14 protein-coding genes and 2 pseudogenes are annotated in these 21,133 nt (G+C 69.3%); 6 read left to right on the top strand and 10 right to left on the bottom strand.

Going from position 1 to position 21,133, the window contains the following annotated elements; all coding sequences use genetic code 11:
• A complete protein-coding gene (locus ACQP2Y_RS13905; protein WP_433728020.1) occupies positions 1–5,100 on the bottom strand; it encodes a VWD domain-containing protein in 5,100 nt (1,699 codons plus the stop codon).
• 103 nt (positions 5,101–5,203) lie between these two features.
• On the opposite strand from ACQP2Y_RS13905, the gene ACQP2Y_RS13900 reads away from it, so the two are divergent.
• Together ACQP2Y_RS13900 and ACQP2Y_RS13895 are read left to right on the top strand one after the other, a co-directional pair.
• Positions 5,204–6,343 (top strand): hypothetical protein, encoded by a 1,140-nt coding sequence (locus ACQP2Y_RS13900; RefSeq protein ID WP_433728018.1) that lies wholly within the window; start codon positions 5,204–5,206, stop codon positions 6,341–6,343.
• 99 nt (positions 6,344–6,442) lie between these two features.
• The gene (locus tag ACQP2Y_RS13895) at positions 6,443–8,005 is read left to right on the top strand and encodes a lysyl oxidase family protein (protein ID WP_433728015.1); all 1,563 of its coding nucleotides are present in this window, start codon (positions 6,443–6,445) and stop codon (positions 8,003–8,005) included.
• Here ACQP2Y_RS13895 and ACQP2Y_RS13890 read toward each other — a convergent pair.
• Positions 7,997–9,292, bottom strand: a complete 1,296-nt coding sequence (locus tag ACQP2Y_RS13890; protein WP_433728013.1) for an EAL and HDOD domain-containing protein — start codon at positions 9,290–9,292, stop codon at positions 7,997–7,999. The genes ACQP2Y_RS13895 and ACQP2Y_RS13890 overlap by 9 nt on opposite strands.
• Positions 9,293–9,488: 196 nt before the next feature.
• Here ACQP2Y_RS13890 and ACQP2Y_RS13885 point away from each other — a divergent pair, with 196 nt between their 5' ends.
• The 3 genes and pseudogenes from ACQP2Y_RS13885 (at position 9,489) to ACQP2Y_RS13875 (ending at position 12,698) form a co-directional block, all read left to right on the top strand.
• The gene (locus tag ACQP2Y_RS13885; protein ID WP_433728011.1) at positions 9,489–10,823 is read left to right on the top strand and encodes a TolB family protein; all 1,335 of its coding nucleotides are present in this window, start codon (positions 9,489–9,491) and stop codon (positions 10,821–10,823) included.
• A 44-nt stretch (positions 10,824–10,867) separates the two neighbouring features.
• Positions 10,868–11,712: pseudogene (locus ACQP2Y_RS13880) on the top strand (IS5 family transposase).
• 239 nt (positions 11,713–11,951) lie between these two features.
• Positions 11,952–12,698, top strand: coding sequence for a helix-turn-helix domain-containing protein (locus tag ACQP2Y_RS13875; protein ID WP_433728009.1), 747 nt, complete (start codon positions 11,952–11,954; stop codon positions 12,696–12,698).
• Between the two features lie 32 nt (positions 12,699–12,730).
• Here ACQP2Y_RS13875 and ACQP2Y_RS13870 read toward each other — a convergent pair whose 3' ends face one another.
• Positions 12,731–12,937: a DUF397 domain-containing protein gene (locus ACQP2Y_RS13870; protein WP_433728007.1), complete on the bottom strand. Its 207-nt coding sequence runs from the start codon at positions 12,935–12,937 to the stop codon at positions 12,731–12,733.
• Positions 12,938–13,255: 318 nt separating this feature from the next.
• On the opposite strand from ACQP2Y_RS13870, the gene ACQP2Y_RS13865 reads away from it, so the two are divergent.
• Positions 13,256–14,212 (top strand): GGDEF domain-containing protein, encoded by a 957-nt coding sequence (locus ACQP2Y_RS13865; RefSeq protein WP_433728005.1) that lies wholly within the window; start codon positions 13,256–13,258, stop codon positions 14,210–14,212.
• Here the strand turns inward: ACQP2Y_RS13865 and ACQP2Y_RS13860 are convergent, their stop codons facing one another.
• From ACQP2Y_RS13860 to ACQP2Y_RS13830, 7 genes and pseudogenes are all read right to left on the bottom strand, one after another.
• Positions 14,213–15,091 carry an NADP-dependent oxidoreductase gene (locus tag ACQP2Y_RS13860; protein ID WP_433728003.1) on the bottom strand — a complete coding sequence of 293 codons (879 nt, stop codon included), beginning with the start codon at positions 15,089–15,091 and terminating at the stop codon, positions 14,213–14,215.
• 57 nt (positions 15,092–15,148) lie between these two features.
• Entirely contained in the window at positions 15,149–15,601 is a 453-nt protein-coding gene (locus ACQP2Y_RS13855; RefSeq protein WP_433728001.1) for a hypothetical protein, read from the bottom strand.
• A 101-nt stretch (positions 15,602–15,702) separates the two neighbouring features.
• Positions 15,703–15,840 (bottom strand): annotated as a pseudogene (locus tag ACQP2Y_RS13850) (TetR/AcrR family transcriptional regulator); the annotation flags it as partial.
• Positions 15,837–17,726, bottom strand: coding sequence for an FAD-dependent oxidoreductase (locus tag ACQP2Y_RS13845; protein WP_433727999.1), 1,890 nt, complete (start codon positions 17,724–17,726; stop codon positions 15,837–15,839). The pseudogene ACQP2Y_RS13850 and the gene ACQP2Y_RS13845, both read right to left, overlap by 4 nt.
• Positions 17,723–18,454 (bottom strand): ABC transporter ATP-binding protein, encoded by a 732-nt coding sequence (locus tag ACQP2Y_RS13840; protein ID WP_433727997.1) that lies wholly within the window; start codon positions 18,452–18,454, stop codon positions 17,723–17,725. The genes ACQP2Y_RS13845 and ACQP2Y_RS13840 overlap by 4 nt, the downstream gene beginning before the upstream one ends.
• On the bottom strand, positions 18,451–20,259 hold the full coding sequence (locus ACQP2Y_RS13835; RefSeq protein ID WP_433727995.1) for a branched-chain amino acid ABC transporter ATP-binding protein/permease: 1,809 nt from the start codon (positions 20,257–20,259) through the stop codon (positions 18,451–18,453). The genes ACQP2Y_RS13840 and ACQP2Y_RS13835 overlap by 4 nt, the downstream gene beginning before the upstream one ends.
• Positions 20,256–21,125 carry a branched-chain amino acid ABC transporter permease gene (locus ACQP2Y_RS13830; RefSeq protein WP_433727993.1) on the bottom strand — a complete coding sequence of 290 codons (870 nt, stop codon included), beginning with the start codon at positions 21,123–21,125 and terminating at the stop codon, positions 20,256–20,258. The genes ACQP2Y_RS13835 and ACQP2Y_RS13830 overlap by 4 nt, the downstream gene beginning before the upstream one ends.
• Positions 21,126–21,133 lie beyond the last annotated feature (8 nt).

Genomic DNA, 21,133 nt, shown 5'->3' with positions numbered 1-21,133 from the left:
CTACCCCGGCTTCACCGCGAGGGTGACGGTGCCGACCTCGGCGTTGTCGGGGTTGATGGTGATCGTGTAGGTGCCGGCCGCGGTCAGCGTGGTACTGGCGAACAGGGTTCCTGAACTGGGGCACGAGCTGGCGGTTTTCACGCTGGTTCCGGCCGGGTCGAGCAGCGCGTAGTTGACCGATCCGAGGCTCGCCGTCTCCGCGCAGGTGACCAGGATCTTCTGACTCGCGGTCGCGGTGAAGGTCGCCGTGGCGTTCTGGCCGGGTGCGGTGGTGGTGACGGTGGTTGCTGTTCCATTGGTCGGTACCGTCACCGTGGCATCGGCCGGCACGGTGTAGATCGCCAGTGTGGTGGTGCCGGTCTCAGCGTTGTCGGGATTGATCGTGATCGTGTAGGTACCGGCCGCGGTCAGCGTGAGGGTATCGATCAGGGTGCGGGTGCTGAGGCAGGACGACGTTGTTTTAACGGTGGTTCCGGACGGATCGAGCAGTGCGTAATTGACCGACCCGAGGCCTGCTGTTTCTGAACAGGTGATGAATACCCGCTGATTGGCTGTCGCGGTAAAGGTCGCCTTGGCATTCTGACCGGGCGCTGTCGTGGTGACGGTGGTTGCTGTTCCGTTGGTCGGTACCGTCACCGCGGCATCCGCCGGCACGGTGTAAATCGCAAGTGTGGTGGTGCCGGTCTCGGCGTTGTCGGGGTTGATCGTGATCGTGTAGGTACCGGCCGCGGTCAGCGTCAGGGTGTCGACCAGCGTTCCGGTGCTGAGGCAGGATGATGTGGTCTTCACGGTGGTGCCGGCCGGATCAAGCAGCGCGTAATTGACCGACCCGAGACCTGTTGTTTCTGTACAGGTGATGAATACCCGCTGATTGGCTGTAGCGGTAAAGGTCGCCTTGGCATTCTGGCCCGGCGCTGTCGTCGTGACGCCAGTCGCCGTTCCGTTGGTCGGTACCGCCACCGCGACATCCGCCGGCACGGTGTAAATCGCAAGTGTGGTGGTGCCGGTCTCGGCATTGGACGGGTTGATCGTGATCGTGTAGGTCCCGGCCGCGGTCAGCGTCTGGTTGTCGAACAGAGCACCACTGCTGGGGCAGGAGTACGCCGTCTTCACCGCGGTTCCGGCCGTGTCGAGCAGGGCGTAGCCGACCGTCCCCAGGGCGGTGGTCTCGGAGCAGGTGATGTAGACACGCTGGTTCGCAGCACCGGTGAAGGAGACCTTCGCGTTCTGGCCCGGCTGGGTGGTGGTCACCGGGACCGCGCTGCCGTTCGCCGTAGCGGTGGCCGTCGCGTCGGCCGGCACCGAGTAGATCGTCAGCGTGATCGTGCCGATCTCGGCGTTGTCGGGGTCGACGGTGATCGTGTGCGTGCCCGTGGTGGCCAGTTTGGTGGTGTCGAACGCCTTACCGGAAGTCGGGCACGAGTACGCCGTCTTCATGGAGGCCCCGGTCGGGTCCGACAACGTATACGTGGCGCCACCGATCCCGGCGGTCTCGCCGCAGGTCACGTACACCCGCTGCCCGGCGGTGCCGGCGAAGGTGAACCGGGCGCTCTGCCCGGGCGTGGTGGTGGTGACGGTCACGGGCGAGCCGTCGGCCGACGAGGTCGCGGTGACGTCCGCCGGGACTGCGAACAGCGTCAGGGTCACGCCGCCGGCCTCGGTGGCGGTCGGGTTCAGGTGCACCGTGTACGTACCGGCGGTCGCCAGCGTCGTGGTGTTGAACACCGTTCCCGAGGAGGGGCAGGAGTAGGCCGTCTTCACCGCCTTTCCGGCCGGATCGAGCAGGCTGTAGCGCACCGACGACAGGCTCGCGGTCTCCGAGCACTTGACGTAGATCCGCAGCCCGGCGGTGGCGGTGAACGTCACCTTCGCGTCCTGGCCGGGCGCGGTCGTGCTCACCGTGACCGGCGTGCCGGTCACCGTCGCGGTGGCGGTCACGTCTGCCGGTACGGTGCGCGCGGTCAGGGTGATCGCACCGACGTCGGTCGCCGTCGGGTTCATCGCGATCGTCCAGGTCCCGGCCGTGGGCAGGGTGACGGTGTCGAACGCCAGGCCGGAGCTCGGGCAGGAGTAGGCCGTCTTGACCGTCGCGCCGGACGGGTCGAGCAGCGTGTACCTGACCGAGCTGAGCGCGGTGGTCTCGGCACAGGTGACGATCACCCGCTGATTCGCGGTGGCGGAGAAGGTCGCCCGGGCGTTCTGCCCCGGCACCGTCGTGGTGACCGTGGATGCGGTGCCGTTCGTGGCGAGCGTACCGGTCACGTCGGCGGCCACCGGGCTCAATGCGAACGAGTAGGACGCCGGAACCGTGGCCGTCGGCGAGACGTGCACATCGATGGTGTACGTGCCGGCGGCGAGGTTCATCAGTTCGGCGTCCGTACAGGTCCCGCTCTTCACCCTGGCCTTGGCCGCGTTGTACACGTCGTAGGCCAGCCCTCGGGGACAGGTACGCAGGTCGAGGTACTCCGACGCCCCGGCCGCCACGGTGAGGGAGTAGACGTCGTGCGAGGCGCGGGTCTCGATCTGGCCGGCGCCGGCCGCGGGCACCCCGTCCGACACCGTGCTCGTGGTCCCGACGGTGAAGTTCTGAGGTGCTACCAGCGTCAACGCGACCGACAGGTTGTCAACAGCCAGGCTGGTGCCCAGCAGTCCCCGGAACCCGTTGGGCTCCAACGAGACGCGCAGATGGTCGGACAGGTGCCCGCCCTGCAAGGTGACCCGGTACCGGCTGAACTGCCCGGCCGCCGACTCGCCCACCCCGAGCGAGGTGACCTGGCCCGGTCCGGCGGTCACCGTGGCCGCCGTAGGCGTGAACCCCACGGTGACCGGGGTGAGCCCGTCGGCCTTGATCGCGACACTGCCGGTCGCCGGCTCACCGTCGCGCATGCCGAACACGTAGAGGTCGAGGGCGACCGTGACGTCCGCGTGGCTCGGCAGCGCGGGGACCGAGAAGCTGTACCCGCTCTTGTCGAAGACCGGCCCGGCCGCCTTGCCGTCGGGCACCGTCACCAGGCTCACCGGCCTGAGGTTGGCCGGGATGGTCCCCTCGTACCCCTCGGTCAGGGTGCCGCTCGCGGACACGCTACGAGCGGTGGGGTCCTGCAGGAAGTCCGTCACCGCGGCGGCCGACTGCGCGTACGAGTCGTCTCCGGTCAGGGCGATGTCGAACATGCAGTCGTCGAACTGCGGCCCTTCGGGCACGTTCTGGGCCCGGCAGGCGGTGGCAGCGGCGTTGAGCTCGGCCTCGGAGAAGTCGGACAAGGTCAGGATGTTCGGCGGGAACGACCGGTTGGTGTGGGTCTCGGTGTCCTCACTGTCGGCGTAGGTGAACAGCGACTCCGACTGGGTGATCCGCCACGAGTCGGCGTACCGCCCGTGCAGGACCGCCGCCGACGCTCCGGTGACCTGCTCACCGGAGGCCGTGACCAGGTCGTTGCCGGGGATGCCGTCGTTGTTGCCGAGCAGTCCCCGGGTCGGGACCCCGGCGGGCACCTTGATGGTGAAGTCGGTGCCGTTGAGGGACAGCGTGGTGGGGTCGGCCCCCGGGAACGTCGCGATGATCCGGTTGCCCTTGCGCCACAGCACGCCGCCGTTGCCCAGGTCGATCCACACCTTGCTGGTCGGCTGGACCTCGTCGTTCACCAGCAGGGTGCCGTTGTCGCGGATCTCGACCGGGGTGCCGTTCATCTGGAACGCGATCGCCTTCAGCCGGGTCGCGTTCGTGATAGCCCCCGGCTCGAACCGGGCCTGCAGGTCGATATCCGCATCAGGAACCTGCATCAGGTGGAACTCGCCGTGCGACTGCAGGTCGTAGGCCAGACCGTCCAGAGTGCCGAGATGCGGCTCGCCGTAGACGTTGCCCTGTCCGTGATAGAGCTTCCACAGGGCCACCAACGCGACTGCCACCACGATCACCACCGCGGCGACCACCAGGGCGGTGCCGAGCGTGATCACTCCGGCATCCGCAAGCAGCAGTTCGGCCACCGCCAGTTCCTCCGCGGTCATGCCCAGGGCGACCGCGTCACCGGTGGCGATCGCCGCCTGCGATTCGACCGCGACGCCGCCCATCGCCTCGATCAGCGCCGGGAAGCCGCTCTCACCGGCCCCCACGAGGCCTTCCTCGAACGCCAGCAGCGCGTCCTCGGTCAGAAGGACCCGGACCGGCTCCTTGGCCGGCGCGAACCACTTCGGGATCCGGCTGGGCAGGTGCCAGTGTTCGGGGTGATCAGCCAAGTAGTCGAGGAAGTCGTCGATGTTGTTGTGATTCCTGTCGGCACCGATCTCGCCCTCGTACCGGTCTTCCTCATCCCCCTGGGACGACCGCCGCGGGCACTCCTGGCGTACCGTGTCCGACACCAGAACGCCGGGGGTGCCCGGCACGGTGTGCGTCGTGTACCAGTTGCCGGACTCCTGGTCGGGGAAGTATTTGCAGGGTCCGAACGTGATGAAGAACCGGTCGGTGAACCCGCCGGGGATGGAGTACGCCTTCACATCCCGACCGCTCGCCGTTTCCGGGAAGGCGGCCAGGTATTTGACCATGTCCCTCTGCGCACCCGGGATGCCCGCACCGCCGCCGGCTTCATCGATCTTCATCTCGACCAGGCCGACGCCGCCGTCCGGGTTGCCCCGGTCGTAGATGAACAGGTCGGGTCGCCCGCCACCCGAGATCTGGGTTTCCCACTGGAGGTTCGGGCTGATGCCACCGGGCGAACTGGGGCCGTAGCTGCCGCGGGCGTTCAGCTGGGCGATGGCCCGGGCCTGGGCGATCGCCTCGGCCTGGATACCGTCACCGCCACGGCATTCCAGCTTGGAGTAGGTCGCGTCCGGCCACAGCGCCTTCGTTCCGGTGATACAACTGTTCTTGACGCGCACCCGGGTGGAGCGCGTCTCCTCAGCGATGCACTGGGGCGGGCTATCGTCGATCAGGACGCTCTGCGTGCTGTTGGGGTTGCACGGGTCACCGGTCCCCGCTGAGGCCAGGCCGGGCTCTGGTGGGGGCGGGGCCGCGACGGCCTGGTTGGTGCCGGCCGACACCACCATCGCGAGTGCCACCAACCAGATGAGCAGAGCCAGCAGGGTTCGTCGGAACGCGCGCATCATCGATGCCCTCCCCGTGCAGGGCCCACGAACCAGCAAAGTGGAGCGTGTCGGCCCCGGTAATGTGCTCAGAAGGTATGTGGGCGGGCACGGAGGGTCAAGAGCGATGACAAAAGCAAACAGTTCGGGAGTGGTGGCGGAGCTGGCCGCCATCAACCGGCGGCTGGAACTCAACGCCGACGCCCTGCAGTTGCTCTTCCGCGGCGCGGAGGGAGAGTCGCACCGGTCGCTGGCCGACGCGATGGCCGCGGCCGGCGACGCGATGGCCCATGCGAACGGCAGCGTGCGCCCGGACACGGTGTGGGCGGAGAGCGTCGAACCGTCGCCTGACGGTCCGGTGGTCTTCCTCGACCTGATCGGGACGGCCGAACAGAACCGGTCCTGGCTCACCGCGTTCACCGGAGCGCTCACGCGGAACGGCTGGTCCGGAGTGGTGACCCCGGCCCCGGTGCCGCCGTCCGCGGGGACGGTCGGCCTCGACACCGCGATCAGGCCGGCGGCCTACCTCGCCTTCCGGATGGCCGAGGTACCACCACCCGGCACTGTCGGCCGGTGGGGACCGCCCCGGTGGGCGGTGGACGCCGGGACCACCACGGCGCTGTGCCGGTACCTGGTGAACTGGGCAGCCCTGCCCGACGCCGCCGTCCAGCTCGCGATGGGGCGGTCCCGGCAGGAGTTCTCCGGCGGAGACGTCGCGGAGCACCTGGTGTGGGCGGCCCAGCACGACCACACCGCAGGAATCGCCTACGGCGCATCGGCAGCGGTGAGGCGAGCTGATCTTGGTGCCTGGGGCCAGGTCACCTGCCAGGTCGGTGACGACAACCCGGACTGGCGCGCGCGGGTGGAGCATGTGCGCGCACCACTCCTGGAGTTCGCGGACCGGCTCGACGTCGCCTTCATCCGGACCGGCCGCTACGAGGTCACCTCCTGGATCGACCTGGCCGGCGCCGTTCCGGCACTGCCGCACGTGACCGAGGCCAAGGTCCGTCGCTACCGGCGGCTGTGGGACCGGTACGTGCCGGACGCCCACGGGATTCAGGTGGTGACCGGCGCTCATCTGTCCCGGCTCGGCCCACTGCCGGGCTGGGACGTGCAGCCCCTGGCCGGGGGCCGCCACCTGGTTCAGGCCCGCGACCTGGAACCATGGTTCGCCACTGATGAGCCCGACCCGGCAGTGGTGGCCGCTGCCCGCGCCGACTTCGCGGATGCGCTGCTCACCCCGGAGGTACTCAAGGCGGAGGGCTGAAGCCGGCTAGGTCTCGCCTGAGTGTCCGCAAGTGGACGACGGCTCTCCGTCTGGAGGAGGCGGTGTTACGTTGGCCGAATGTAGCATCGAGGGGGATCTATGCACATCCGACGTCCACTGGCCGCCCTGACCGTTACCACACTGCTCGTTGTCGGCGTCGGGCCTGCCGTCGCAGCCGCCGCCGTCGCTCAGCCGATCCTGACCTTCCGCTCCGCCACCGCGCACCCGGTGGTGCAACGGTTCGTCGACGGCGACTACATCTGGTTCGATCTCGATCTCGGCATTCACATGGTCGCCGGGACGCAGCCTTTTGACATCCGGGCCAAGCGCAAGTCGTACGCGCAGCCGATCGTCGCCAAGCTCAACGGCACCCCGCTGCCGGCCGGCCTGTTCACGTCGTTCGGTGGCTTCGAGGACTTCACCTCGATCACGATCCGCGACGCCGCCGGCGCGGTGGTCCACGACTACACGACCGACTGGTGCCCGAACTCGGAACGCTCGGTGCGCAGCCGCCCGGACGGCCCGTCGCAGAACGCGTACCCGCTGGACTGCGGCTGGCACGGCTATGGCGACGGCGGCAGCGGCAATCCGTTCCTGCTCGGTTCGGTCTGGGGCATCCCGGCCGGCTGGGCCACCCCCATCGAGACCGTCCCGCGCGGCGACGGGGCCTGGACCGGGCAACCGGAGATCGATCTGCCGGGCGGCGAATACCAGGTCACCGTACGGCTGAACGATCCGTACCGGGAATGGCTGGCCGTGCCCGCCGCGGACGCCACCGTGAACCTCGACCTGACCGTGGTTGACATCGGCGTGGGCCAGGCGTCGGCCCCGGCGGCGAAGGCGGGGGCCCGCACGGCCACCGAGGCACACCAGCACGCCACAGCCGGCGATCCGGCAGCCCAGGTGACCGGCTACGACCCGCGCTTCCGGCCGCCCGCGAAGGTGCCGGCGACCCTGGCCGCGGTGCCGGCGACCGGCCCGAAGCCCGATCTGCGCTCGCTGCCCGCCTGGGACATCGCCCTGCAGCAGGACACCGACGGCAAGGCGTACATCACCTTCGCCGCCACCGTCTGGAACGGCGGGACCTCTCCGCTGGTGGTGGACGGCTTCCGCCGCACCGGCGAGGACCTCATGGACGCGTACCAGTACTTCTACGACGCCGCCGGTACCGAAGTGGGAGCCCGGCCCGCCGGGACGATGCAGTGGGACGCCCGCGAAGGGCACCTGCACTGGCACTTCACCGACTTCGCCCAGTACAACTTGCTCGACGCCGGCCAGGAACTGGCCGTGCGCTCCGGCAAGGAGGCGTTCTGCCTCGCCAACACCGACCCGGTGGACTACACCATGCCGCTGGCCAAGTGGCGGCCGGGCAACACCAGCCTGGCCACCTCGTGCGGGCAGAACACGGCGGTGGCGGTGCGCGAGGTGCTCGACATCGGCAACGGCGACACGTACGGGCAGTTCCTCCCGGGCCAGTCCTTCGAGGTCACCGACCTGCCCAACGGCACGTACTGGATCGAGGTCCGAGCCAACCCCGAGGAGCATCTGGCCGAACTGCGTACCGACAACAACGCCGCCCTGCGCAAGGTGATCCTCGGCGGCGAGCCCGGCGCGCGGACCCTGCGCGTGCCGGCCGTGCATGGCCTGGATGGCTCAACGTGACAGGTCGACCCGGCGCAGGGGTTGATCGGTGAGGGCGCCGCTCACGGTGTGGGTGGACCAGCTCACCGCTGACAGGTAGATCTCCATCATGTCTTCGGCGTTGATGACCGCACCGGCGGTCGGCTGTCCTTGTTCGTATGCGCGTACGGCGTGCAGGACCCGGCCGAGGTCTCCGGCCTCGGCGGTCAGCGCCGCAACGACGTCGTCGGCCAAGGGCAGCTCGGTGATCAGCCGGGCGGGGTTTTCGGCGAGCAGGTCCGCGATACCGGACAGCAGTCCCACGGTGAAGGCTGCGCCGCCCGACAAGCGGAGTTTCTCGGCGAGAAGTTGACACAGCCGGGCCCTGATCAATGTCGTCATCACTTGGTCTTCGGTGGCGTCGGTGAGGTCGCTGAACAGCATCAGCGTGACCCACTGCCGGATCGTCGCCGGGCCGAGCAGGGTGGCGGCCTGAGCGACCGAGGAGACGCGTGCGGCGAGACCGGAGGCCGCGGAGTTGGTGGCCCGCAACAACCGGTACGTGATCGCGGGGTCCCGGCTGATCAGCGACACCACCTCGTCGAAGTCGACCTCGTCGGCGTTCAACGCGGCGATCAACTGAAGCCTGGCGGCGCGTGTCGGTGACATCGACGCGGTCGACAGCACATGTGGGCGACCGAGCACGTGGCCTTGAAAGAAGTCGAACCCCAGCTGCATGGCGTGCTGCAACTGTTCCTCGGTCTCCAGCCGCTCGGCGACCAACTGGATGTGGGGGTATCGGCGGCATTGCTCAACCGTCTCGGCCACGCCGGCCGGGTCGGCGTCCAGCATGTCGACCTTGACGTAGGTGGCCCAATCCAGGAGGCGCTCAGCTCCCGCGCCCCAGACGAAGTCGTCCAGCGCGATGGTGAAACCCCGCTCGACCAACGCCCGGGTCCCGTCGATGACCGTGTCGTCGACCTCGACGGTCTCCACGATCTCCAGAACGGCCTGGTCGGAGTCGAACGGCACGGGCAGTTCGCCGGTCAGGAACTCGCGGGTGACGTTGACGAAGCACGCCCTCGACCCGACCAGCTCGGCCAGGCCGAACTCGGTGAAGGCCGCCACGATCACCTGGCTGGTGGCCTGCGCGGTGCTCCGCGAGGCGCTCTGCGCTGCCGCTGAATCGCGGAACAGCAGCTCGTAGGCGACCACGTCTCCGCTACGGTCGTAGATCGGCTGCCGCCCGACATGAATCCAGGAAGCCGGCTCGCCGCTGGGGGCGGATACATGCGTCACCGACGCATAATAGACCGGATAGGGATACACCCACTGGAATAGGGAGCAACTTCCCCAGCCGTTGTCACACGACGGTGTGCCCCGCACCCTCGGCCCGGGTATTCGCGCTCGGCGCCCACCTCTCCTATTGCGCCGACCCCACCGGCTTGGCGCTGGTGTAGTCGGGCGTTGCGCCGGTGATGGCGCCGGACGACAGTCAATGAAGTCCACGCGGCGGTAGGTCACCATGCACAGGCGACGATCGATGGCGTCGGCCCTGACAGCCGTGGCCGCGTTGCTGGTCGCGAGCGCACCCGCTGCGGCCGAACCACGGGGCAAGCTCAGCCTGGTCACCGTCGCGCTGAACGGTGGCCCGGCAGACAATTACTCGACACCGGGCACCGGCGTCTCCGCACACGGCCGCTACATCGTCTTCGCCTCGGCTGCGACAAATCTGGTCGCCGGTGACACCAACGATCAGGTCGACGTGTTCGTCCGGGACACCGTCGGCCGGCGGACAATGCTCGTCTCGCAGGGCAACGGCGGCGTGGCCAGTGACGGCGAGAGCCGGCCCGGCAACATCTCCGCGGACGGCCGCTATGTCGTGTTCGAATCAGCGGCGACCACGTTCGCGGCCGGCGACGACAACGGCACGTTCGACGTCTTTGTCCGTGACCTCGTGCGCGGGACCACCACGCTGGTCTCCGCCGGGCCCGACGGGCCCGCAGAGCTCGGCGCACTGCGACCCGACATCTCCGCCGACGGCCGCTATGTCGCCTTCGACTCCGCCTCCCCGAATCTGATCGCAGGAGACACGAACGCCACCTCGGACGTCTTCGTCCGCGACCTGGCAGCCGGTCATACGGAACGGGTGTCGGTGACCCCGGACGGCGGGCAGAGCGACTACTTCAGCTCCGACCCGTCCATCTCCGCTCACGGCACCGTGGTCGCCTTCACCTCCAGCGAAGCCCTCGTGCCCGGCCCGCCGCTGCCCTTCCCGACCGACATGCTCGTCTATGCCCGCGACCGGCAGCGCCACACGACCGTGGTGCTGTCGCGCGACGTTCCCGTCGATCCTCGCTCGTTCGTCGCGACCAGCAGCGAGCCGGCCATCTCCGACAACGGGCGCTACGTCGTCTTCAACCACGGTGGATCCCTGGGCGTCGGGGTCGATCCGGTCCCCAACGTGTGGCTGCGCGACCTGCGGACCGGCCGGCTCGAACTGATCTCCGCCGACTACCGCGGTGAGCCGTCCACCATGCTGAACTACCCCGCCGGCGGTGACGTGTCGGCAGACGGGCGCTTCGTCGCCTTCACCACCCGCGCCCCGGTGTTCCGTTCGGACACCGATGGCCTCAGCGACGCCTTCGTCAAGGACCGGCAGTCCGGGTCCCTCATCTGGATCACCCGCGGCCAGCAGCGCCCGTACCCGGAGGTCGGCAACGGCGCCTACGGCGCCGCCATCTCGGCAGACGGCCGGCACGTGTCGTTCGCATCAGACCTCGACCTCCTGAACGAAGGACCGCCCCCGGGGGTGGTCTCGGACCGCGTCTTCGCCTGGGACCGGGTGCCACCCCGCTAGGGCACGTCTTCAAAGGATCATGACCGTGGATGATGTACGGCGTGATCCGCCGCTATGAGCTGACCGATGCCGAATGGAACTCGTTGTCGCGGTATCTGCCCTGCACGGTGACCGGCGGTCGTCCCCGCAGCGACGATCGCCGGGTCCTCAACGGCATCGTGTGGAAGATCCGCTCGGGTGCGCCGTGGCGTGACGTACCCGCCCGGTACGGGTCCTGGAAGTCGATCTACACACGTTTCCGCAGGTGGGCCTTCGACGGCACATTCACCAGAATGCTCGCGGGCGCACAGACCGACGCCGATGCCGACGGCGACATCGACTGGCTGGTCAGCGTCGACTCCACCATCGCGCGGGCCCACCAGCACGCCGCCGGCGCAAAAGGGGGCAGCGAGAAACGGATAAAGCGGATCACGCCATCGGACGATCCAGAGGCGGGCTGACCACCAAAATCCACCTCGCCTGCGACGGCACCGGCCGCACTCTGGCGTTCGTGCTGACCGGCGGCAACGTCAACGACTGCACCCGCTTCGAACAGCTCATGGCCGCCATCCGCGTCGACCGGCGAGGCCCAGGACGACCGCGGACCCGGCCCGACCATGTCATCGCCGACAAGGGCTACAGCAGTCGAAGCATCCGCGCCTACCTGCGCCGACGCGGCATCGCCCATACCATCCCGGAACGCAGCGACCAGCAGAACAACCGCCACAAACGCGGACCACGCGGCGGCCGGCCACCGACGTTCAACAAGCTGATCTACCGCCACCGCAACGTCGTGGAACGCTGCTTCAACCGGCTCAAGCAATGCCGGTCAGTAGCCACCCGCTACGACAAAACCAGCACCTCGTTCCAGGCCACCGTCACCATCGCCGCACTTCTGCAATGGCTGTAGCCCTTTGGCGACACGCTCTAGGGGGGCGGAGCCCACGGGCGTAGCCAGCCGGCGCGCATCACCGCGAACACGGGAGCAACGACGGGTCGCCTGTTGACAACGCGGCGTTGCGGGTACGGTGGTCGACGTCACCGTCCACAGGGGTTGGCAAGGCGGAGGTAAGGGTGCCGGTCACAGGCCAACGCGTCGTGCGACGGGCATTGGGGCGGCGACTGACGCGGCTTCGCACGGCGTCCGGGATGAGCCGGCGTGATGTGGTGGAAGCGCGGCTGGGCATCTCGGAGCCGACGCTGCACCGCATCGAGACGGGCAAGGTGCCGGTCACCGGGGCCAACGTACGCGCGCTCTGCTGGCTCTACGGTGCGGACCAGAGCATCACCGACGCGCTTGCCGACCTCGCGCTGGGCACGTCACAGCAGGAGTGGTGGGACGCCAGCCCGGTGATCCCCGAATGGTTCAAGCTGTACGTCGGACTGGAGGCGTCCGCGTCCCGCATGTTCGGGTACGACGGCGAGGTCGTTCCCGGCGAGCTGCAGACCCCGGAGTACGCGCGAGCCGTCTTCGGCGCTGAGCAGCCGGTCGACTCGGAGATCGCCGAGCGCCACATCAATCTCCGCATGCAGCGGCAGAAGACGCTCTTCGCTCGCAACCCACCGATCCGCCTCGTGACGGTGCTCGGCGAGGGGACATTGACCCGCACGGTCGGCAGCGAACAGGTGATGAAGGGACAGATCGAGCATCTCCGGCGGCTGTCCCAAGAGGACACGGTCGACATCCGGGTGCTGCCGTTCTCGGTCGGGGCGCACGCGGCGATGGCCGGTGCCTTCCGGATCCTGGAGTTCGACGACCCGGCCGATCCGGACGTGGTCTACCTCGAATCCCACGTCGGCGCGCTCTACCTGGAGGAGCAGGTCGAGGTCGACGAATACCGGCGGATCTTCGATCTCATCAGCAAAGACTCCGTACCGGTCGGAGAGTTCCGCTGACGCACTGATCTCGTTGCGGAGGTCCGCCGGGATCAGTCGGTCAAGAGCTGGTCGAACTCGCCGCGCTTGGCACCGAACAGGAACGAGTCCCATTCCTCGATCGTGAACACCACGGTGCCGGCCTCACGGGCCTTGCTGTTGCGGACCTCGATGAGGCCATCCTGGCGGCGGGCTTCGACGCAACTGCCTCCGTTGCCCGTCGACCTGCTGGAAATGATCCAGCCGGTTTCGCCATTCATCAGTGCCCCTCCTTCCGGAGTCGCTTACCGTGGGTGATCGGCTGGCCACCGGCCCAGTGGCCCGGCGCCTCTCCCATTACCGGTCTGAGGTGCGAAAACACCGCTTCAGGTCCAAGAACGACTCTTTCACCACGAAAGTGCACGTACTTAAAGTAGCCGAAACCCGCCACGGATGCATCATGTCACCGTGATAGTTGTCCTCGTGAAATCTTGCACGCGCCTCGGCCGACTGCCATGATTCCACTGTGGCGCTCGGCGATGCCTCGCCGTCGACTCGACAGCTCCCGCTGGTCCGCCGCAGTCTTGAGAGGACGGCCGATGCGGATCCTCGATTCTGCCGCCGCCGACCCGAGCGGTGTACTGCCAGATGACGCTCAGCTGCGGACCAAGCCCGAAACTGCCCGCCTCCAAGCCCGCATCGATCAGCTCGCGGCGCACGTCCAGCAGCTGGAGCACGAGCGCACCTCACTCCGGTGGATGGCCGACCACGACGAGCTCACCGGACTCGCCAACCGGCGCCTCTTCCACGCGCTCGCCCCGGAGCTGCTGCGCGGCGACGACTGCTCGTCGGCCGTCCTGATCCTCGACCTCAACGGTTTCAAGCCGATCAACGACACGTACGGCCACGATGCCGGCGACGAGGTCCTCTGCGTGGTCGCCCGGCGCATGGCCGCCTGCCTCGCCGATCACCTGGTGGCCCGGTTCGGCGGCGACGAGTTCGCCGCGCTGCCCCGCGCCCCGCGCGCCGACGTCCCGCAGGCGTGGTGGCAGGAGGTGGCCAGCTCGCTGAGCGCCGCGATCGCACCCCCGATGGACGTGAAGGGCCACACCCTGGCCATCACCGCCTCGATCGGCGTCGTGCCGGCTGGACCCTCCGCTGACCTTGCCGACCTGCTGCGCCGCGCGGATCAGGCGATGTTCAGCGCCAAGCGGCACGCGAAGACCGCCGACAAGGCCGGTATCACCTGGGTCGTGGCCACGGAGAGCGGCGACCACACCGAGACGTACGAGCCGGCCGCGACCCTCGGGTCCTCGCCGGACCTGACCGCCTCGGGATCTGCAGTGACGTGCCGGCCCGGCGACCCGGTATGGGTGCACCGCAGTGGCGCCCGTCGTGCGGGAGTGGTCGAGAGCGCCTGCGAATGGGCAGCCCTGGTCCGCTACCGATGCCTGAACGGCGCCGGCACGATGGTCGACACGATCCCCACGAACTGTCTCACGGTCCGAGCCGAAGCCGATCCGTACCTGGACCGGAAGTCCTCCACCGACCGGTGATCAGCCCACCGTCAGCACGAGCTTTCCGCGCAGGCCACCGGCCAGCACCCGTCGGTGGGCGTCGGCCGCTTCGGTCAACGGCATCGTGTCCGCCACGCGCGTGCGCAGCCGTCCCGCCGCCACCTGCCCCACCAGGTCGGCCAACAGCTCGCGATCGTGCCGGATGAGTTGCAGCTCCTGGCGCACACCACGGGCCGGGACGATGGCCGGCGTGGGCCGGGTCGCGACCACGACTCCCCTGTCCTCGACGGCAGCGGCTGCCGCCTCGCCGAGGGGGACCGCGTCGAACACCGCGGCCACCGGCCCTACCTTGGCCGGATCGACGGAACGGGAAACCACCTCGTGAGCGCCAAGACTCTGCACCCATTGCTCATCCTCATGGCTGGCCTGCGCCAGGACACGAAAGCCGCTCTGCACGGCAAGCTGGGTGGCGAAGCCGCCGACACCGCCGCTGGCACCGGTGACCAGAATGCTGCTGCCGGCCGGAAGCATGGCCAACGACACCAGTGACAGCCCCTGGTGTGCGGTCTGGGCGTTGAGCGGCACCGTGGCCGCGGACACGAAGTCGAGCCCGTCCGGCAACCGCACCAACCAGTCCGTGTCGGCCGCCACGAACTCGGCGTAGCCACCCGGTGCACCGCGGGTCAAGTACCACGGAATCATCCCGACGACACGGTCACCCACCCCGAAATCAGCCGTGTCGGGGCCGACCGAGGCCACCTCGCCGGCGATGTCCCACCCGGGCGAGAACGGCGGCACATCCGGCCCGCGAGGAATCTCCCCGGTGGTGGCGGCGACGTCAGCCGGGTGCACACAGACCGCACGGATCCGGACCACAACCTGCCCGGGCCCGGCCTCAGGCTCCGGCAGCTCAGTCACCTGTAACACCTCAGGACCGCCAAGCGCGGCCGCGATTACTCCCAGCACGCGTCCACTCTAGACCCCCGTCTCCCGATAGACAGCCCCGTCGTCGGTCGAGAGCAGGTCGGGGCGAGTTGTCACATGCGCGACCACCAGGTCACCGATCATCGTGCGCAGGTGGTCGCGCCGGGACGGGGCGAGCAGGTCACGACCGAAGATGGCTTCGAAGGTGTGGCGGTTGGCCCCTCGGAAGACGCAGAAGGCACTGATGATCATGTGGACATCGAGGGCGTCGAGGTCTTCGCGGAACTGGCCGGCGGTCTTGCCCCGTTCCATGATGCGGGCCAGGATGTCCAAGGCTGGAGCCGACAGGACTTCCCGGGACTGCGAGCGGCGTAGATGTTCGGCGTGGTGGATGTTCTCGATCGATACCAGGCGTACGAAGTCCGGGTCGGCCTCGTGGTGGTCGAAGGTGAGTTCGGCGAGCTGGCGTAGGGCCGCGGCGGGTTCCAGCTGCTCGACGTCCACCTGCTGTTCCAGCGCGCGGATCCGGCGGTAGCCTGCTCCAGCACGGCCAGGAACAGATCCTCCTTGCCGCCGAAGTAGTAATAGATCATCCGCTTCGTGGCGCGGGTGCGGGCTGCGATCTCGTCGACGCGCGCGCCGGCGTACCCCCGGTCGGCGAACTCGCGGGTGGCGATCTCGATGATGTCGGCTCGGGTGCGTTCGGCGTTGTGCGTCCTGCGGGGTGCCGCGCTCCCTGTCATGCCGGCTCTCCTTCGAAGGCGAGGGCCGCGCCTCGCCGGATGGCTTCGGCCGCGTCCACCGCAGCTTCGATCCCGACAGTGCGGATTCCGTACGGCGTCGGCACGGCTGGACCCGGCATCGAACCCTGCGACACGACTACCGGTCCGCAGACGTTCCACCACGAGCGTCGGCCGTCGCGGCCGAGCAGCAGCCGGTCGTCGTCGATGCCCTCGAGCGTGGTGTGCAGCCGCAGTTCGACCGCCGGGTTGTCGTGGAGCCGCCGCAGCACCGGTCCGTTCTCGCGGGGACCGGCCTCGGGTGCGAGGCCGGATCCGGCGCAGAGCAGCAGGACGCGGTGGCCCGCGGTCGCTGCGGCGTCGGCTACCGCAACTCCGGTGCGGTCAGCTCCCCAGATCGTCACCACAGCGCTACCCACCGGGGCCGGTGGACAGCTGAGCCAGTCCGTCACCGCCATCACCCGGGGCAGGTGGTGGCCGGAAATCGTCGGCCGGAAAGGGATTCCACCGGTCGCCAGCACGATCACGTCCGGCTCGGTGGCGGCCATCGTCTCGGCGTCCGCGGCCACCGAACGCCGGACATCCACTCCCAGCCGGACCAGCTCGGCGGTGTACCAGTCGAGCAGCCGGCGGAACTCCGGCTTGGCGGTGAGCGTCGCGGCGAACCGGAACTGGCCGCCGATCTCCGCTCCGGCCTCGAGCATCGTCACCGCGTGTCCGGCCCGCGCGGCGCTGCGGGCCGCTTCGAGCCCGGCGAGGCCCGCACCGACGATCAGGATCCGCCGGGGCTTCCTGCGGCGTGGTGAGGCGACGTGTTCGTGGCCGGTGCGGGCGTTGGTCACGCACCAGATCGGTTGCTGGCGGTGCAGCTCGTCGATGCAGCCCTGGTTGCAGCCGATGCACGGGCGCGGAGTGCCGCCGCTCAGCGTGATGCGGGTCCAGGCCGGATCGGCGTGCTGGGCCCGGCCGACAGCGACGAGATCGGCCGCGCCCGACCCGAGGATCCGCTCGGCCGCCTCACCGGTGGGAATCCTGCCGGCGACACTGACCGGCTTGCCGAAGGTGCGGTAGCGGGCCGCGAACGGCGCGAGGACGCCCCGCTCGACCTCACCCGGCTGCACGATCCACTCCCCCGCCTCGTAGCACCCGGCGCTGATGTCGAGGGCGTCGACCAGGTCCAGCGGCATCCGTGCGGTCAGCGCGAGCGTCGCGTCCGCGTCCAGTCCACCCGGCACCCCTTCGAACGCGGACAGCCGGAGGAACAGGGTGGTGTCCGGCGCGGCCCGGCGCATTGCGGTCAGCACCTCGGCGAGGAAACGGATCGGATCGGCGTACCGGTCGGTGCGGTGGTTGGTGCGGGGCGACAGGAACTGGTGGATCAGGTAGCCGTGGGCGGCGTGCAGTTCGATGACGTCGACCCCGGCCGCGGCGCAGCGGCGGGCGGCCTCGCCGTACGCACCCGCGAGTTCCTCGGTCTCATCGGTGCTCAGTTCCCGGGGCGAGCGACCGCGGAAGGGCACCACGGACGGCGCGACCGGCTGGAAGCCGGACACGGCTGGGTCGGCGACCCGGCCGGCGTGGTTCAGTTCCACCCCGAGCCGGGCGCCTTCGGCGTGCACCGCCTCGGCCGCCTCGCCCAGACCGGCCAGGACGTGATCGGCGTGAGCGCCGAGCTGCCGGATCCGGCCGCGTCCGTCCGCGCGCACGTAGGTCGCTTCGGTGAAGACCAGCGCGGCCCCGCCCGCGGCCCGGGCCCGCAGATAGGCGACGTAGCGGTCGGTCATCCGGCCGTCGGCGGTGCCGTAGTTGCGCTCCATCGGCGGGCTGATCACCCGGTTGCGCAGCGTCAGCCGGCCCACCGGCAGAGGCGTGCCGAGCAGGGCGGTCACAGGCCGAGGTAGATACGCCGGACCTGGGGGTCGTGCCGTAGTTGCTCGGAGGTGCCCGTCATCGCGACCTCCCCGTTCTCGACGACCAGGCAGCGGCTGGTCGCCTCGAAGGTGAGCTTGGCGTTCTGCTCGACCAGCAGCAGGCTCAGGCCTTCGGCGCGTAGCCGTTGCAGGACCGCCAGGATGTCCTCGACGAGTTTCGGCGACAGGCCCATGGAAGGCTCGTCCAGCAGCAGCAGCCGTGGACGCGACATCAGGGCCCGGCCGATGGCGAGCATCTGCTGCTGGCCTCCGGACAGCGCTCCGGCCAGCCGGCCGCTCATCTCACCGAGGACGGGGAACAGCTCGTACACCTCGGCCAGGGTGGCCCGCGTGTCGGCGTTCCATTTGCGGGCGTACGCGCCGAGCAGCAGGTTCTTCTCCACCGGCAGGCCGGCGAAGACGTGCCGTCCCTCGGGCACGTAGCCGATGCCGTGCCGCACCATCTGCCGGGCGTTCACCCGGCTCAGGTCGGTGCTGCCGAAGCGCAGGCTGCCCACCGTACGGGGAATGAGGCCCATGACAGCCTTGAGGGTGGAGGTCTTCCCGGCGCCGTTGGCGCCGATGACGCCGACGGCGTCGCCGGCCGGCACGGCCAGGCTCAGATTCCGTACGGCACAGACGCCGCCGTAGTGCACGGTCAGGCCCTCCACGGTGAGGTCCTGTCCCTTGGTGGTCGTGACGGTCATCGGGTCACCTCCGGGATCGGCGGCAGGTCGCCTTCGTTCATCGAGTCGCCGAGATAGGCCTCGATCACCGCGGGGGTCCGGGCGACCTCGGCGGGGGCGCCGTCGGCGATGATCCGGCCGCCGGACAGCACCGTGACCCGCTCGCACAGCGACATCACGAGGCCCATGTTGTGCTCGATGATGATCACGGTGATGCCGCTGTCCCGGATGGAACGGACGATCTGGCTGAGCTGCCGGGTCTCCTCGCCGTTGAGGCCGGCCGCCGGTTCGTCGAGCAGCAGCAGCACCGGGCCGGCGGCGACCGCGCGGGCGATCTCGACGCGTCGCTGGATCCCGTAGGGCAGGGACCGGGGCGGCAGGCCGGCGAATTCGGTGAGGCCGTAGCGTTCGAGCACGGCGTGGGCCTGCCGGTGCAGGTCGCGGTCGCGACGGAGCACGCTGATCGGTCGCAGCAGATATCGCCAGCTCTGCCCGGTGCCGCTGCGGTCGAGCGCGACGAGCAGGTTCTCCTCGACGCTCAGGCCGCCGAACAGGCGCAGGTTCTGGAACGTGCGGGACATCCCGGCCCGGGCCAACCGGTACGGGGCGCGATTGGTCACGTCCCGGCCGCGGAACTCGACCCGGCCGCGGCTGGGCCGGTAGAGACCGCTGATCACGTTGAACAGGGTGGTCTTGCCGGAGCCGTTGGGGCCGACGATGCCGCGGATCTCGCCCTCGGTGACGGTCAGCGAGATGTCGTCGAGCGCTTTCAGGCCGCGGAACTGCATGCTGACGGCGCTCACGGTCAGGACGGTCCCGTCCCGGGTGGCCGATGCGGCAGGGGTCTCGTACGGCTGGAAGGGGTGCAGCTGTGCCGCGGTGCCCTGCCGTCCGCGGCGCCGGTCGAGGCCGGCGCGCACCCGGGCCGGCAGACCGGCCAGGCCGGTGGGCGCGAAGACCACGACGAGCACGACGACGGCGCCGTAGCCGATCTGAGCGACCGTGGGGTGGTCGACCAGGGCCTCACGGACCAGGAACAGGCCCACCGCGCCGACCACGCAGCCGATCAGGCTCTGCCGTCCGCCGATGATGACCATGCCGAGCAGCAGGAACATGTTGGCGATGCCGAACGATTCCGGGGCGACGTAACGGATCAGCCCGGCGTAGAGCACACCGGCCAGCCCGCCGTAGACGCTGGCGAGCAGGAACGCCACCATGCGCAGCATCGGCACCTCGGCGCCGAGCGCTCCCGCGGCCAGGGCGTCGTCGCGCATGGCCCGCATCCGCCGGCCCAGCCCGGTCCGCACAACGAACAGGCCGAAGGCCAGCGAGACCGCGAAAACGATCAGTTCCAGGTAGTAGTACAGGTACTCGCTGGACAGGTCGATGCCCGGCAGGGTGGGCACGGGGATGGCCGAGATCCCCTCCGCGCCGCCACTGAGCTCGGCGTTGGTGACCCAGTTGGTGAAGGCCAGCGCCAGCCCCAGCGTCACGATGCCCAGGTAGTGCGACTGGACCCGCAGCGCGGGCGTGCCGACCACCAGGCCGACCGCGACGGTCGCCGCGAGCGCCAGCAGCGCCGAGATCCAGAAACCGAGGCCGCCCTCGGTGGTGAGGATGGCGGTGGCGTACGCGCCGACGCCGAAGAACGCGACCTGGGCCAGGTTCACCTGCCCGCCGACGCCCATGCACAGGCCGAGCCCGACGGCGAGGATGGCGAAGATGACGATGACGTTGACGACGTGGATGGCGTACGAGTCGAGGCCGTAGGGCAGCAGCCAGGCGGCGACGCCGATCAGCGCGATCACTCCGATGCGGTATCTCATGCCCGGTTGACCGTCCGCTCGCCGAAGATGCCGGTCGGGCGCACCATGATGATCACCGTGAAGACCAGGAAGGTGACCAGCTCGGAGTAGCCCTGGAAGTGCCCGGCGGTGAAGGAGTCGAGGATGCCGATCGCGAGTCCACCGACGATCGCGCCGGGAATGCTGCCGAAGCCGCCGAGGATGGCGGCTGCGAAGCCTTTGATGCCGAGCGCGCCGCCGAGCGCGGGGCTGACGTAGAGCAGCGGACCGACCAGGCCGCCGGCCAGCGCGGCGAGCCCGGCGCCGATCATGAACGCGATGGCGTTGCTGCGCCCGACGTGGATGCCGACGGCGGTGGCCGCCTCGTGATCCATGGCAACCGCCTGCATCGCGGTGCCCGTCTTCGTGCGCGACAGGAAGAGCACCAGCAACACGGTGGCGACCGCGGCAATGGCCAGGACCACCAGATCGTATGTGCGGATACGCAGGCCGAACAGGTCGAGCGGGGCGGACGGCACCGGCGACGGCACAGCCCGGCCGGTGGCGCCCCAGATCATGATGATCAGCGCGTCGAGCACGATGCCGAAGCCGATGGTGCCGATCAGCATGAGGTCGAAGTCCCGGTTCTCCAGCGGACGCAGCACCCGCTCGATGACCAGGCCGATCGCCCCGGTCACGCCGATCGCCACGATCATGGCCAGGGCGAACGGCAGCTTGGTGGACAGGTAGAAGGTGGAGGCGAGGTAGGCGCCGACGGTCACCACGTTGCCGTGCGCGAAGTTGACCAGCCCCATGGTGCGGTAGACCAGGGAGAACCCGAGCGCCACCAGGGCGTACACGGCTCCGAGACTGACCCCGCCGACGATCGTCTGCAGAAAGACCTGCATGGGCTCTC

The sequence above is a fragment of the Actinoplanes sp. CA-051413 genome, assembly GCF_050955795.1.
In the GTDB taxonomy this organism is placed as follows: domain Bacteria; phylum Actinomycetota; class Actinomycetes; order Mycobacteriales; family Micromonosporaceae; genus Actinoplanes.
This window is presented reverse-complemented; position numbering and strand designations above follow the sequence as displayed.